General features: G+C 70.7%; 12 protein-coding genes, 5 tRNA genes and 1 pseudogene. 13 read left to right on the forward strand and 5 right to left on the reverse strand.

Features of this window, described 5'->3' with window-relative positions:
- From ACFWU6_RS05690 to ACFWU6_RS05705, 4 genes and pseudogenes are all read right to left on the reverse strand, one after another.
- Positions 1–76 (reverse strand): annotated as a pseudogene (locus ACFWU6_RS05690) (ATP-binding protein); the annotation flags it as partial.
- On the reverse strand, positions 57–449 hold the full coding sequence (locus tag ACFWU6_RS05695; RefSeq protein ID WP_007266775.1) for a DUF742 domain-containing protein: 393 nt from the start codon (positions 447–449) through the stop codon (positions 57–59). The gene ACFWU6_RS05695 and the pseudogene ACFWU6_RS05690, both read right to left, overlap by 20 nt.
- Before the next feature lie 152 nt (positions 450–601).
- The gene (locus ACFWU6_RS05700) at positions 602–1,015 is read right to left on the reverse strand and encodes a roadblock/LC7 domain-containing protein (RefSeq protein WP_150212026.1); all 414 of its coding nucleotides are present in this window, start codon (positions 1,013–1,015) and stop codon (positions 602–604) included.
- 9 nt (positions 1,016–1,024) lie between these two features.
- Positions 1,025–4,795 (reverse strand): nitrate- and nitrite sensing domain-containing protein, encoded by a 3,771-nt coding sequence (locus ACFWU6_RS05705; protein ID WP_383978734.1) that lies wholly within the window; start codon positions 4,793–4,795, stop codon positions 1,025–1,027.
- A 579-nt stretch (positions 4,796–5,374) separates the two neighbouring features.
- On the opposite strand from ACFWU6_RS05705, the gene ACFWU6_RS05710 reads away from it, so the two are divergent.
- From ACFWU6_RS05710 to ACFWU6_RS05750, 9 genes are all read left to right on the forward strand, one after another.
- On the forward strand, positions 5,375–5,560 hold the full coding sequence (locus ACFWU6_RS05710) for a hypothetical protein (protein WP_383811471.1): 186 nt from the start codon (positions 5,375–5,377) through the stop codon (positions 5,558–5,560).
- Between the two features lie 98 nt (positions 5,561–5,658).
- On the forward strand, positions 5,659–6,465 hold the full coding sequence (locus ACFWU6_RS05715) for a fumarylacetoacetate hydrolase family protein (protein WP_383811473.1): 807 nt from the start codon (positions 5,659–5,661) through the stop codon (positions 6,463–6,465).
- Positions 6,458–7,972, forward strand: coding sequence for a glutamate--tRNA ligase (gene gltX, locus ACFWU6_RS05720; RefSeq protein ID WP_383978737.1), 1,515 nt, complete (start codon positions 6,458–6,460; stop codon positions 7,970–7,972). Before ACFWU6_RS05715 ends, gltX begins: the two co-directional genes overlap by 8 nt.
- Before the next feature lie 114 nt (positions 7,973–8,086).
- Complete coding sequence (locus tag ACFWU6_RS05725; protein ID WP_383978740.1) at positions 8,087–8,815, forward strand: HAD family hydrolase; 729 nt, start codon at positions 8,087–8,089, stop codon at positions 8,813–8,815.
- Between the two features lie 86 nt (positions 8,816–8,901).
- A tRNA-Gln gene (locus ACFWU6_RS05730) sits at positions 8,902–8,973 on the forward strand.
- 26 nt (positions 8,974–8,999) lie between these two features.
- Positions 9,000–9,072: transfer RNA gene (locus tag ACFWU6_RS05735), tRNA-Glu, on the forward strand.
- 61 nt (positions 9,073–9,133) lie between these two features.
- A tRNA-Glu gene (locus ACFWU6_RS05740) sits at positions 9,134–9,206 on the forward strand.
- Between the two features lie 24 nt (positions 9,207–9,230).
- Positions 9,231–9,302 (forward strand) — tRNA-Gln (locus ACFWU6_RS05745).
- A 23-nt stretch (positions 9,303–9,325) separates the two neighbouring features.
- Positions 9,326–9,398, forward strand: a tRNA-Glu gene (locus tag ACFWU6_RS05750).
- Between the two features lie 173 nt (positions 9,399–9,571).
- Here the strand turns inward: ACFWU6_RS05750 and ndgR are convergent.
- The gene (ndgR, locus tag ACFWU6_RS05755) at positions 9,572–10,288 is read right to left on the reverse strand and encodes an IclR family transcriptional regulator NdgR (RefSeq protein WP_383811482.1); all 717 of its coding nucleotides are present in this window, start codon (positions 10,286–10,288) and stop codon (positions 9,572–9,574) included.
- Positions 10,289–10,472: 184 nt separating this feature from the next.
- Between ndgR and leuC the strand changes: the two genes are divergently transcribed.
- The 4 genes from leuC (at position 10,473) to ACFWU6_RS05775 (ending at position 13,696) form a co-directional block, all read left to right on the forward strand.
- Positions 10,473–11,900: a 3-isopropylmalate dehydratase large subunit gene (gene leuC / locus ACFWU6_RS05760; protein ID WP_383811485.1), complete on the forward strand. Its 1,428-nt coding sequence runs from the start codon at positions 10,473–10,475 to the stop codon at positions 11,898–11,900.
- Positions 11,901–11,905: 5 nt separating this feature from the next.
- Positions 11,906–12,499, forward strand: coding sequence for a 3-isopropylmalate dehydratase small subunit (leuD, locus tag ACFWU6_RS05765; RefSeq protein ID WP_383811488.1), 594 nt, complete (start codon positions 11,906–11,908; stop codon positions 12,497–12,499).
- A 137-nt stretch (positions 12,500–12,636) separates the two neighbouring features.
- Positions 12,637–12,864, forward strand: a complete 228-nt coding sequence (locus ACFWU6_RS05770; protein ID WP_383811491.1) for a hypothetical protein — start codon at positions 12,637–12,639, stop codon at positions 12,862–12,864.
- 145 nt (positions 12,865–13,009) lie between these two features.
- Entirely contained in the window at positions 13,010–13,696 is a 687-nt protein-coding gene (locus tag ACFWU6_RS05775; RefSeq protein WP_383811494.1) for an HU family DNA-binding protein, read from the forward strand.
- Positions 13,697–13,751: the final 55 nt, after the last annotated feature.

A 13,751-nucleotide genomic window follows, 5' to 3' on the forward strand; every position in this document is an offset into this window, starting at 1 on the left:
AGCCGCCCGCCACCACGATCTTCGCGGAGGTGGTGGAGCGAGGAGCCGCTCCGCCGCTAGAGCTTGCGAAGTCCACTGAGCACCCTTTCGAGCAGCGTGACGTCCGGCGTGCCGCCGGCCTCTCCATTGCCCGGCTGGTGGATGGCCACCATGCCGGCCTCCGCCAGGTCGGCGACGAGGATCCGGGCGACGCCGAGCGGCATCGACAGCAGTGCGGAGACCTCCGCGACCGACTTGACCTCGCGGCACAGGGTGCAGATGCGCTGGTGCTCCGGGAGCAGGCCGGACAGGTGCATCGGGTCGGCGGTTGTGCTGACCAGGGCCTCTATGGCGAGCTGGTAGCGGGGCCGGGTCCGGCCGCCGGTCATCGCGTACGGACGCACCAGCGGCTGGTCGCCTTCCGAGTACGAATCTCCGTACGCATCGGGGTAGGCGGGGGGCGGGGTCATTGATCCTCCGGGCTGGACAGCAGTGGTCAGCGTGCCGTCTGACGGGGCGGCCGGTGGGGGGACGGTATGACGGCCTGTCGGGGGTACTGGGTTCCGGGGCTCGGGCCCCGGTCTCCCGGCCGGAAGTACCGTCCGGCCGGAAGGGGGAGAAGTCAGCTGAGCAGGCTGCCCTGGAGCTCCGCACGCAGGTCCGGGGTGAGGACGCTGCCGGCTCGGTCCACGAGGAGGGCCATCTCGTAGCCCACGAGGCCGATGTCGCACTCGGGGTGTGCGAGAACGGCCAGCGAGGACCCGTCCGAGACGGACATGAGGAAGAGGAATCCCCGGTCCATCTCGACCACGGTCTGGTTGACGGCGCCGCCCTCGAAGATCCGGGACGCGCCGGCGGTGAGGGAGGTCAGGCCGGAGGCCACGGCCGCCAGCTGATCGGCGCGGTCGCGGGGGAAACCTTCGGACATCGCCAGAAGGAGTCCGTCGGCGGAGACCACTACCGTGTGGGACACCCCGGGGGTGTTGTCCACGAAGTTGGTGATCAACCAGTTCAGGTTCTGTGCCGCCTGGCTCATCGAACTCAACTAACGCTCCTGCTGATAAGTGGGGTCGATGTGGTAACTGCCGGTCGCCGGTCCGTTGTTGCCGGCCTGACGGCCCTGCTGGATACCGCGTCGGAGGTTGGTCAGACGGCCGCGGACCTCGTCCGGGGCCCTCGAGACCTGCGGGCCGGGCTGCGCCTCGGCCTGCTGCTGCGCCGTACCGGCCACGAGGTTCGCCCGCGGGACCCGGCGGGGCAGCCCCGAGGTCGTGATGCCGCCGGCCGCGGGCTGGCGCACGCGCTCGGCCTGCCGCATCAGCTCGTCGTTCGGTGAGGAACGCCAGCTGACGGTCGGCATGGCGCCGGTGGCCGCCGCGGCGGGCTCGGCCTGCTCCTGGCCGCGCTGCGGCAGGTGCTGCTGCGGCGCGGGCGCCGGGGCCGCCGGTGCGGACTGCTGCTGGGGTGCTCCCGGTCCCTGCGCGGGGGGCTGCTGCCCCTCCTCGCGGAACCAGTTCGACTCCAGCGTGTCGAAGATCGGACTGCGGGCGTCGCCGGAGCCGTGCGCCGCCGGGGGCAGCGCCTCGGGTGCCCGGGAGGCCTGCGGCAGGCCGGGCGACTCGGGCCGCTGGGGCGGTACGGGGGCGTACGCGCCGCCGGGCTGCGGGGCCTGGGGCTGCTGCTGGTACTGCTGCGGGGCCTGGGACTGGCGGTCGAAGCCGCCGACACCCGGACCGCCGGGGCGCTGGGGCTGGTAGCCCGGGCGCTCGAACTGGCCGGTGGTGGAGGCGTCCGCGGGACCGCGCAGCTCCGGGCGCTCGAACTGGCCGGTGGCCGACGGGTTCAGGGGACCCCGTACGTCCGGGCGCTCGAACTGGCCGGTGGTGCTGCCCGGATTGTCGGCCTGGGGCATCGGGGCGTTGAAGTCCGGGCGGGCGAACTCGGACGTCGAGCCGGGGCCCGACAGTTCGTCGTGGCCGCGCGCCTGGTCGGCGCCCCAGCTGGTGGTCTGCGGGCCGGGGAGCTCCGGGCGCGCGGCGCCGCCGCGCGGCGGCAGCTGCGGCCGCTGGCCGCGCGGCGCCGGGGCGCCCGGCTGCTGCGACTGCTGTGGCTGCTGGGGAGCCTGGGCCTGCTGGGGCTGGGGCTGCTGCGGCCGCTCGAAGCCGTTGCCCTGCGGGAAGCCGGCGGGACCGGAGGCCGGGGGAGCGGACGCCGGGCGGGCCTGCGGGCCGCCCGAGAGGCCGCCGCCGGCGAAACCGCCCGACGGACCACCGGCGGGGCCGCCGGCCGGGCCGCGGCCCGGCAGCGGCGCACCGGAGCCGAAGGCGCCCTGGCCCTGCCCGGCGGTGGTCGGCCCGGACTGCGGGCGGCCGCCCGCAGCACCGGGACCGCCCTGCTGCGGAGCTCCGCCCTGCGGACGCTGCTGGCCGGGGGCGCCGTCGCCGCGCCCCGGGAGGGCGGTGCGCTGGCCGCTCCCGGAGACCTGGCCGCGCTGCGGGGGCGAACCCACGGGGGGACGCGCGCCACCGGGCACGGAAGCCTGTGCGCCGGAAGCACCCGGAGCGCCGCCCTGGTTGGCCTGGCCGGGCATCGGAGCCGGCTTCTTGCCGCCCTGGGCGACGTCCACCGGCAGCATGACGAGGGCCGTCGTACCGCCCGAGTCGGAGGGGCGCAGCTGGATGCGGATGCCGTGTCGCAGGGACAGGCGGCCGACCACGAACAGGCCCATGCGGCGGGAGACGGAGACGTCCACGGTCGGCGGAGCGGCGAGCCGCTCGTTGATCGCGGCGAGGTCCTCGGGGGAGAGGCCGATGCCCGTGTCGTGGATCTCGACGAGCACGCGGCCGTCCGGCAGCGCGTGGCCGGTGACCTTGACCTTGGTCTGCGGCGAGGAGAACGAGGTGGCGTTCTCCAGCAGCTCGGCCAGGAGGTGCACGAGGTCGTTGACGACGCGGCCGGCGACGTCGGTGCCGGGCACCGACGAGAGTTCGATGCGCTCGTACTGCTCCACCTCGGACGCCGCGGCACGGAGCACGTCGACGAGCGGGACGGGTCGGGTCCACCGGCGGCCCGGCTCCTCGCCCGCGAGGACGAGGAGGTTCTCGCCGTTACGGCGCATGCGGGTCGCGAGGTGGTCGAGCTTGAAGAGCGAGGACAGCTGGTCCGGGTCGGCCTCGCGCGACTCCAGCTCGGAGATGAGCGAGAGCTGGCGCTGGATGAGGCCCTGGGAGCGGCGCGAGAGGTTGGTGAACATCGCGTTGACGTTGCCTCGCAGGAGGGCCTGCTCGGCGGCGAGCCGGACGGCCTCGCGGTGCACGTCGTCGAAGGCCGCGGCCACCTGGCCGATCTCGTCGCGGGTGTGCACGCCGACCGACTCCACGGACGTGTCCACGTCCTGCGGGTCGGACTCCGAGAGCTGCTTGACGAGCTCGGGGAGGCGGTCCTGGGCGACGCGCGTCGCGGTGTCCTGCAGGCGGCGCAGCGAGCGGATCATGGACCGGGCCATGACGAAGGCGCCGACCAGGGAGACACCGAGGACGAGGAGGATCAGGGCACCGTTGAGGATGGCGTCCTGCTGCGACTCGTTCTTGAGCTCGCGGGCCTTCTGCTCCATGTCCTCGAGCAGGGTGAGCTCGATGACCTTCATCGCCTGGAGCTTGGTGCCGTCGGAGTCGTACCAGTCCAGCCAGGAGCTGTACTGCTGCTCCTTGGCGAACTGCCCCTCGGTGCTCAGGACGCGGCGGGTGAAGTGGTCGGCCCTGCCGATCTCCGGGTTGCCGTCGCCGAGTGAGGCGAGGAGCTCCTCGGGCCGTCCCTGGTAGACGAGTTCGAAGGTCTTCCTCGCCTGGCTCTCGCCGCGGAGCGCGGAGAGGGCGTACAGCCGGTCGTTCTCCTGGAGGGCGCCCTGCTGGTCACGGCTCTCGGGGAGCGAGGCGGCGATGACCGCGCGCTGGATCGAGGCGTACTCCTTGGCGGAGGAGAACGCCGCCAGGGCGCGCGTGCGCTTGATCATCTCGGGGCTGGAGGTGGCCTGCGCCATGTCCTGCGAGAGGGAGAGCAGCGAGACGATCAGCGCGTTGTACTCGGTGATGGTCTGCTGGGCGCCGTTGGCGTACGCCTTCTTGCGGATGTCCTCGATGCCGGTGAGCTGGCGGCCGATCTGCAGGATGTTGTTGCGGATCGACTTGAGCGTCTCGTCCTTGTCCTCCGTGCTGTCGACCTTGTCGGTCGCGGCGGCGAAGGCCTTGGCGGCGGTGTCGGTCTGCTCCCGGACACCGTCGACGATGCTGTTGCTCTTGCCGTTCTTGGTGATCGACATCGGACCCGCCGACATGTCCCGCTCCTCCTGGAGCATGGCAGCCAGGTTCGTGGCCTGCCGGGTCATGGTCGTCAGCAGCTGCATGTGCTCCAGCTGGGCGATGTCGTTCATCGAGTCGTTGATGCGGAAGCCACCGAGCGTGGTGGCGGCGACGACCGGCAGGGTCAGCAGCGACACCAGTCGCGTACTGATGCGCCAGTTCTGCATGGCGAGGCGGGAGCCCGGCCCACTGGGGGCCTTCGGTATCGCCACGTCCTGCGAGGCCGGGGCCGCCTTGACGGCCGCCTTGCCCTTGCCGGGCTTGCCGCGACCCTTCGCCTTCACCGCGGCGGAGGCAGCGGCGCCCGCGCCCTCGACAGCCGGCCCGCGGTTCTGGGCGTGCTGGGGCGAGGAGCCACGGTCGGTCCCGCCGCGCGGCTCCTGCTCCTGCGCGGCTTCCCCACGGCCCTTACGGGCCTGGGGAGACCCCTTGTCATCCCTCTTGAATCGTCCCTGCACTAGCGTCGCAACCTCTGGACCAGGCGTCCTACCGGGCGACCGGTGGGACGGTGTCGAGTCGTGGGGCACGAAGGGCCCCATGGTGGTCGTCGGTGACCGGCGCGTCTCCCTCTCCTTGCCGCCGCGCTCGGCGCTGAGTCGCGCCACCTGCGCGCCGACTGTTTCCCGCGGCGGTCCCGCGAATTCCAGCACAGTGGAGGATCTCCAACAAGGTGCGCGTGTCCGCCCGGGGAGTCGGTGACGGGACGTGACAGGCGGGCTACGCGACGTATGACTGTTTTCGGTACGAATCGGACTTACGCCAACCAAACAACAGGGCTGGCAAGGTGTCCCAGTCGCGATGATCAGGAGCGGAATGGCGCATTCAGTAGCGCAATGTCCCTTTTGGTGGGGGCGATTGGCCGCCTGATATGCCCGCTATGTCAGGTCACGGGTGAGCAAACTCACACAGCCGTGGCCATTACTTCTCGGTTCCCCGGGGGATTCAGATGTTTAGCCTTGCCCATTGAAGGGTTGGCGCCAGGGCTGGCGCACGCGACAGCCGACATCCACAGACCGAACCGAGGACCCCGAACTCCGATGAAGACGACGACGATGTTCCGCAACATAGCCAACCCCCGCCGCACCACCCTCGCGCACCTCAAGGACGCGGAGGAGCTGCAGGCGGCCCCGGCCACCCCGGAGCACTCCGTCGAGCTGCCGGCGCAGACCGCGAACCCGCGCCGCACGATCCTGATGGACGCGCCGGTGGCCGTCGCGCCGTAGCCGCCGCGCGAGACGAGCGCGGAGCGCCGCCGCCCGCCGCGTTAGCCTGGAGTCCGCATACTCCAGCCAGCGGACATACAGAGGGGCAGACGCAACACGTGCGCATCGCCAGGTTCTCCATCGACGGCAATGTCGCGTTCGGCGCGGTCGAGGGCAGCACTGCCCCCGGCGCCGAGGGTGAGCTCGTCCTCGACATCATCAAGGGCATCCCGTTCGCGGACTTCGAGCTCTCCGGGGTCAAGGTCCCGATCGGCAAGGTCCGGCTGCTGCCGCCCGTGCTCCCGAACAAGGTCGTGGCCATCGGCCGCAACTACGCGGAGCACGCGGCGGAGCTGGGCAACACCGTCGTCGACGGCGAGGGCCGCCTCGAAGCCCCGATCACCTTCTTCAAGCCCTCCACCTCGGTGGTGGGCCCGGGCGACCCGATCACGTACCCCTCCTTCTCGCAGGACCTCCACCACGAGGCGGAGCTCGCCGTGGTCATCGGCCGCATGTGCCGCGAGGTCCCGAAGGAGCGCGTCAAGGACGTGATCCTCGGCTACACCTGCGCCAACGACGTCACCGCGCGCGACGTCCAGCGGCGGGAGAAGCAGTGGGCCCGCGCCAAGGGCTTCGACAGCGCCTGCCCTCTCGGCCCCTGGATCGAGACCGAGCTGGACCCGGGCGACCTGACCATCCAGTGCACCGTCAACGGCGAACAGCGCCAGCTCGGCCGCACCAGCGACATGCTCCGCTCCATCGAGGACCTGATCGTCCACATCACCGAGGCCATGACGCTGCTCCCGGGCGACGTCATCCTCACGGGGACCCCGGCCGGAGTCGGCCCCCTGAACGTCGGCGACGAGGTCGCCGTCACCATCGAAGGCATCGGCACTCTCACCAACAAGGTGATCAAGCGTGGCTAACGCGAACTCCCCCAAGCTCTCGACTCCGCTCGGGCAGGAGGTACCCCCCCGCGTACGTTTCTGTCCCTCCCCGACCGGCAACCCCCACGTGGGCCTGGTCCGCACGGCCCTCTTCAACTGGGCGTTCGCCCGCCACCACGGCGGTACGTTCGTCTTCCGCATCGAGGACACCGACGCGGCCCGCGATTCCGAGGAGTCGTACGAGCAGCTGCTCGACTCGCTGCGCTGGCTCGGCTTCACCTGGGACGAGGGCCCCGAGGTCGGCGGCCCGCACGCCCCGTACCGCCAGTCCGAGCGCATGGACATCTACAAGGACGTGGCGCAGAAGCTGCTGGACGGCGGCCACGCCTACCACTGCTACTGCACCACCGAGGAGCTCGACGCGCGCCGCGCGGCCGCCCGCGCCGCCGGCAGGCCCTCGGGCTACGACGGCCACTGCCGCGAGCTCACCCCCGTGCAGGTCGAGGCGTACGAGGGCGAGCACCGCAGCTCCATCGTCCGCTTCCGGATGCCCGACGAGACCATCACCTTCACCGACCTGGTCCGCGGCGAGCTGTCCTTCACCCCGGAGAACGTGCCGGACTTCGGCATCGTCCGGGCCAACGGCGCCCCGCTGTACACGCTGGTCAACCCGGTCGACGACGCGCTGATGGAGATCACGCACGTGCTCCGCGGCGAGGACCTGCTGTCCTCCACCCCGCGTCAGATCGCCCTGTACAAGGCGCTGACCGAGCTGGGCATCGCCAAGGCCACCCCCGCCTTCGGCCACCTGCCGTACGTGATGGGCGAGGGCAACAAGAAGCTCTCCAAGCGCGACCCCGAGTCCTCGCTCAACCTGTACCGCGAGCGCGGCTTCCTCCCCGAGGGCCTGCTGAACTACCTCTCGCTCCTCGGCTGGTCCTTCTCGAAGGACCAGGACATCTTCTCGATCGAGGAGATGGTGGCGAAGTTCGACATCCCGGACGTCAACGCCAACCCGGCCCGCTTCGACCTCAAGAAGGCCGAGGCGATCAACGCCGACCACATCCGCCTGCTGGACCCGAAGGCCTTCGCGGACGCCTGCGGCCCGTGGCTGCGGGCCCCGCACGCCAACTGGGCGCCCGAGGACTTCGACCCCGAGGCGTGGGCGGCCATCGCGCCGTACGCCCAGACCCGCGTGACCGTCCTGTCGGACATCACCGCCAACGTCGACTTCCTCTTCCTCAAGCAGCCGGTGGAGGACCAGGCGTCCTGGGACAAGGCGATGAAGGGCGAGCCGGCGGCGCTGCTCACCACCGCCCGCGGCCACCTGGAAGCGGCCGACTGGAGCGACCCCGAGTCCCTCAAGCAGGCCGTGCTGACCGCCGGCGAGGCCCACGGCCTCAAGCTGGGCAAGGCCCAGGCTCCGGTGCGCGTGGCCGTCACCGGCCGCACCGTCGGACTGCCGCTCTTCGAGTCCCTGCAGATCCTGGGCAGGGACAAGTCCCTGGCCCGCATCGACGCGGCCCTGGCGAGGCTCGCCGGCTGACCGGCCCCGCCCGCGTGCCCGAAGAGGCCCGGACCCCCCCGCCCCGGCGGGCGGTCCGGGCCTCTTCGGCCGTATCCGGGGCACGCCCCCGGGGCTCTTCGCATACTGGGGGGCATGGCCATCAGAGCGGTCCTGTGGGACATCGACGACACCCTCTTCGACTACACCGGGGCCGACCGGGCGGGGCTGGCCCGCCACCTCGCCGACGAGGGCCTGGAGGAGCGGTACGGGACGCCCGCGCAGGCGCTCGCGCTGTGGCGGGAGACCACCGAGCGGCACTGGGACAGGTTCGCCGCGGGCGAGGTCACCTTCCAGGACCAGCGCCGCGACCGGGTCCGGGACTTCCTGGCGGCGCCCGCCCTGACCGACGCCGAGACGGACGCCTGGTTCGAGCTGTACGTCGGCCACTACAAGGCGGCCTGGACGCTCTTCCCGGACGTGCTGCCCGTACTGGACGCCCTCGCCGGCGGCTACCGGCACGGGGTGCTGTCCAATTCCTCCACCGCCAACCAGGACCCCAAGCTGCGCCACCTCGGGCTGCGCGACCGCTTCGAGGTGCTGGTGTGCGCCGCCGAGCTGGGGGTCAGCAAGCCCGAGGCGGCCGCCTTCCTCGCCGCCTGCGAGGCGCTGGGACTGCCGCCGGGCGAGGTCGCGTACGTGGGGGACCAGCCGGAGACCGACGCCCGCGGGGCCCGCGACGCCGGCCTGGTGGCCGTCTGGCTGGACCGGGACGGCGGCCGGGGCCCGGGGCCCGCGGGAATCCACCGGATCGAAGGCCTTGACCGGCTCCCGGAGCTGCTGGCAGGGGATACCCGTTTTGGAGCACGGTCAGGCATCCGGTAATGTTCTTTCTGCGCCGCCGGAGCGGGCCGAGAGGCCGGACGGAGGCGCCACCCGAAGGAAAGACCCCGCAGGGGGTTGACTTTTGGTGGGGTATAGTGTAATTGGCAACACGAGGGTTTCTGGTTCCCTTATTCTAGGTTCGAGTCCTGGTACCCCAGCGCAGTGCAGTAGTGACGCAGTGCTTGCCCCCGTTGTGTAGCGGCCTAGCACGCCGCCCTCTCAAGGCGGTAGCGCCGGTTCGAATCCGGTCGGGGGTACAGATCCTTCCCGCGAGATCTCCAGGGTCGCACCCGGACGTCTTGATGCAGGATCGCTAGGGCCCCCGTTGTGTAGCGGCCTAGCACGCCGCCCTCTCAAGGCGGTAGCGCCGGTTCGAATCCGGTCGGGGGTACTGTTGGTCTGGTCTAGACCACTTTGGGCTATAGTGTAATTGGCAACACGAGGGTTTCTGGTTCCCTTATTCTAGGTTCGAGTCCTGGTAGCCCAGCGCAGTGACAGCAGCACCAGCTAGCCCCCGTTGTGTAGCGGCCTAGCACGCCGCCCTCTCAAGGCGGTAGCGCCGGTTCGAATCCGGTCGGGGGTACGCATCGAAGAGGCCCTCCGCGTCCATCGCGGAGGGCCTCTTCGTCGTGTCCGGCTCCGTGCCGTCCCCGGCGCGCCGGTGCGGGGACGCAAGTGCGGGCCCGGAGGCGCGAGTTCGGACGTGTGCGGCGTCGTTCGCGCCCCCGGGCCCGGGGGAGTGGTCGAGGGGCGGGTTCAGCCGGTGCGGCGCAGGGCCTCCGTGAGGCGGCCCGCCGCGTCGATGACGGCCTGGGCGTGCATCCGGCCCGGGTGGCGGGTGAGCCGCTCGATCGGTCCGGAGACCGACACGGAGGCGACCACGCGGTTCGAGGGTCCGCGCACCGGTGCCGAGACGGAGGCCACGCCGGGCTCCCGCTCGCCGATCGACTGGGCCCAGCCGCGGCGCCGTACGCCCGAGAGCGCCGTCGCCGTGAAGCGCGCGCCCTGGAGGCCGCGGTGGAGCCGCTCGGGCTCCTCCCAGGCCATCAGGATCTGCGCGGCCGATCCGGCCTTCATCGGGAGGGTGGAGCCCACCGGGACGGTGTCCCGCAGGCCCGACAGTCGCTCGGCCGCCGCCACGCAGATGCGCATGTCCCCCTGGCGGCGGTAGAGCTGCGCGCTCTCGCCCGTCACGTCCCGGAGGTGGGTGAGTACCGGTCCCGCCGTGGCCAGCAGGCGGTCCTCGCCGGCCGCGGCGGCGAGCTCCGCCAGCCGCGGACCGAGGATGAACCGGCCCTGCATGTCCCTCGCCACCATCCGGTGGTGTTCCAAAGCCACGGCAAGGCGATGCGCCGTGGGTCGTGCGAGCCCTGTCGCCGCGACCAGCCCGGCGAGGGTGGCCGGACCGGACTCCAGTGCGCTCAGTACCAGAGCTGCCTTGTCGAGAACGCCGACGCCGCTAGAGTTGTCCATGAAACGATATTCGCGTCTCACACTGTGAAACGCAAGTTCAATTTTTCCAAGAACCAGCGAGTCTGTATGTGCGGGTCCACGAACCACTGGGTCCGAGCCGTCGTCCGGTGCGTGGGGTACGGGCGATCAGGTGCACCAGTTCTCTATGAAGCGCCGGCACGACCGGCCGGCCGGAGGGAAAGCGATGGGTAGGACACTCGCGGAGAAGGTCTGGGACGACCATGTCGTCCGGCGCGCCGAAGGCGAGCCCGACCTGCTCTTCATCGATCTGCACCTGCTGCACGAGGTGACGAGCCCGCAGGCCTTCGAGGGTCTGCGCCAGGCCGGCCGCCCGGTCCGGCGCCTCGACCTCACCCTTGCGACCGAGGACCACAACACCCCCACGATCGACATCGACAAGCCGATCGCGGACCCGGTCTCCCGGGCCCAGCTGGAGACGCTGCGCAGGAACTGCGCCGAGTTCGGTGTCCGCCTCCACTCGCTGGGCGATGTCGAGCAGGGCGTCGTCCACGTCGTGGGACCGCAGCTGGGCCTGACCCAGCCCGGCACGACCGTGGTCTGCGGCGACTCCCACACCTCCACGCACGGCGCCTTCGGCGCGCTGGCCTTCGGCATCGGCACCAGCCAGGTCGAGCACGTGCTGGCCACCCAGACGCTGCCGCTGGCCCGCCCCAAGACGATGGCCATCACCGTCACCGGCGCACTGGCCGACGGCGTCACCGCCAAGGACCTGATCCTGGCGATCATCGCCAAGATCGGCACCGGCGGCGGCCAGGGCTACATCCTGGAGTACCGCGGCGAGGCCATCGAGCAGCTGTCGATGGAAGCGCGCATGACCATCTGCAACATGTCGATCGAGGCCGGCGCCCGCGCGGGCATGATCGCACCCGACGAGACCACCTTCGAATACCTGCGGGGCCGCGACCACGCGCCGGCCGCGGGCGAGGAGTGGGACGCGGCGGTCGCGTACTGGAAGACGCTGCGCACCGACGACGACGCCGTCTTCGACGCCGAGGTCGTCATCGACGGCACCACGCTGTCCCCGTTCGTCACCTGGGGCACCAACCCGGGCCAGGGCGCGCCGCTGTCGGCCCGCGTCCCCGACCCGGCTTCGTACGAGGACGCCTCGGAGCGCCAGGCCGCCGAAAAGGCGCTGGAGTACATGGGGTTGACCGCCGGGCAGCCGCTGCGCGACATCCGGGTCGACACCGTCTTCGTAGGGTCCTGCACCAACGGCCGCATCGAGGACCTGCGCGCCGTCGCCGGGATCGTCGAGGGGCGCAAAGTCGCCGACGGCGTGCGGATGCTGGTCGTCCCCGGCTCGGTCCGCGTCGCCCTCCAGGCGGTGGAGGAGGGCCTGGACAAGGTCTTCAAGGAGGCCGGCGCCGAATGGCGGCACGCGGGCTGTTCGATGTGCCTGGGCATGAACCCCGACCAACTGGCGCCCGGTGAGCGCTCCGCGTCCACCTCCAACCGCAACTTCGAGGGCCGGCAGGGCAAGGGCGGGCGGACCCACCTGGTCTCCCCGCAGGTGGCCGCCGCCACCGCGGTGCTGGGCCATCTGGCCTCGCCCGCCGACCTGTCCGAAGCACCTGCGACCGCCGGAGTCTGAGAACCATGGAAGCCTTCACCACCCACACCGGCCGGGCCGTCCCGCTGCGCCGCAGCAACGTCGACACCGACCAGATCATCCCGGCCCACTGGCTGAAGAAGATCACCCGCGACGGGTTCGAGGACGGCCTCTTCGAGGCCTGGCGCAAGGACCCCGAGTTCGTCACCAACCGGCCGGAGCGCGAGGGCGCCACGGTGCTGGTCGCCGGACCCGACTTCGGCACCGGCTCCTCCCGCGAGCACGCCGTGTGGGCCCTGCAGAACTTCGGCTTCAAGACGGTCATCTCCTCCCGCTTCGCCGACATCTTCCGCGGCAACTCGCTGAAGAACGGTCTCCTGACCGTCGTGCTCCCGCAGGAGACGGTCGAGCGGCTGTGGAAGCTGACCGAGGCCGACCCCACCGCCGAGATCACCGTCGACCTGGTCGACCGCCAGGTGCGGGCGGAGGGCGTCACCGCGGAGTTCGAGCTCGACGACAACGCCCGCTGGAGGCTGCTGGAGGGGCTGGACGACATCTCCCTCACCCTTCAGAACGAAAGCGACATCGCCACGTACGAAAGCACCCGGCCGGCCTTCAAGCCCCGCACGATTCGGCTCTGATTCCAGCCTGATCAGCGCTTATTCGCCATTGGCCGATCACGTCGACAACACTGTGCCCCCCACCCTCCGGTGGGGGGCACAGCTGTGTGTTGAGGCCCCGTGAGGCGACAACTCGCCCCAGATGGCACAATCTGTGCATGGAACGCGACAGTCAACTTGAGCTCTACGAAGTCGTCGCGGACCGGCTGAAAGAAGCACACACAAGGGTGCGCTCACTGCAAGTCCCGGAGGGCGTAAGGATGGCGCTGTCCCGGAAGCTGTTGGTCGTCACCGCTACGGCGAAGCACGATCTCGTCGGTGCGGCAAGGCGCCTGGACAGGTTGATGAAGGACCTCGACGAGGGTCGATTCCCTGAAGGCGACTGATGCGAAGGAACTCCGTAACGGCCTACAGCGTTGCGGCACTAGGGTGATTAGCCCGTTTCGTGTTTGATTTGCGGTATATATCCGCCTAACGTGCGAAATAAGCTTGAACACATTCGTTCTGGCGAAGTCTCCGAAGGGGAAGACGTTGAACAAGGCGCAGCTCGTAGAAGCGATTGCCGACAAGCTGGGCGGCCGCCAGCAGGCCGCGGACGCTGTCGACGCGGTACTGGACGCGATCGTCCGCGCTACCGTCGCGGGCGACCGGGTCTCGGTCACGGGCTTCGGCTCGTTCGAGAAGGTCGACCGTCCGGCCCGTTACGCCCGCAACCCGCAGACCGGAGAGCGCGTCCGTGTCAAGAAGACCTCGGTGCCCCGCTTCCGCGCGGGCCAGGGCTTCAAGGACCTGGTCAGCGGCACGAAGAAGCTGCCCAAGGGCGGCGAGGTGTCCGTGAAGAAGGCGCCCAAGGGCAGCCTGACCGGTGGCGCTTCCGCGACGGTGAAGAAGGCCGCCGCGAAGAAGGCCACCACCGCCAAGAGGGCGGCGGCGAAGACCGCGGTAGCGAAGAAGACCACGGCGAAGAAGACCACCGCGACCGCCAAGAAGGCGGCGGTGAAGAGCACGCCGACCGCGAAGAAGGCCACGTCCACGGCGAAGAAGACCACCGCCGCCGCGACCGCCAAGAAGACCGCGCCGGCGGCGAAGAAGACCACCGCCACCGCGAAGAACACCGCTCCGGCCGCCAAGAAGGCCACCGCAGCGACGAAGGCGCCCGCCAAGAAGACGGCGACGCGCAAGGCCACCGCGAAGAAGACCACCGCCCGCAAGAAGTAGGGGCACGAGTCACACACCTGTCTCTAATACACATCACCCAGCCCACGAGACCGAG

It is taken from the genome of Streptomyces sp. NPDC058674 (assembly GCF_042716505.1).
Taxonomy (GTDB): domain Bacteria; phylum Actinomycetota; class Actinomycetes; order Streptomycetales; family Streptomycetaceae; genus Streptomyces.

Bases quoted from the DNA above. Each gene is read 5' to 3' on its own strand.
- ACFWU6_RS05695 (WP_007266775.1), bottom strand. From the start codon at position 449: ATGACCCCGCCCCCCGCCTACCCCGATGCGTACGGAGATTCGTACTCG.
- ACFWU6_RS05700 (WP_150212026.1), bottom strand. From the start codon at position 1,015: ATGAGCCAGGCGGCACAGAACCTGAACTGGTTGATCACCAACTTCGTG.
- ACFWU6_RS05710 (WP_383811471.1), top strand. From the start codon at position 5,375: ATGAAGACGACGACGATGTTCCGCAACATAGCCAACCCCCGCCGCACC.
- ACFWU6_RS05725 (WP_383978740.1), top strand. From the start codon at position 8,087: ATGGCCATCAGAGCGGTCCTGTGGGACATCGACGACACCCTCTTCGAC.
- ndgR (WP_383811482.1), bottom strand. From the start codon at position 10,288: ATGGACAACTCTAGCGGCGTCGGCGTTCTCGACAAGGCAGCTCTGGTA.
- leuC (WP_383811485.1), top strand. From the start codon at position 10,473: ATGGGTAGGACACTCGCGGAGAAGGTCTGGGACGACCATGTCGTCCGG.
- leuD (WP_383811488.1), top strand. From the start codon at position 11,906: ATGGAAGCCTTCACCACCCACACCGGCCGGGCCGTCCCGCTGCGCCGC.
- ACFWU6_RS05770 (WP_383811491.1), top strand. From the start codon at position 12,637: ATGGAACGCGACAGTCAACTTGAGCTCTACGAAGTCGTCGCGGACCGG.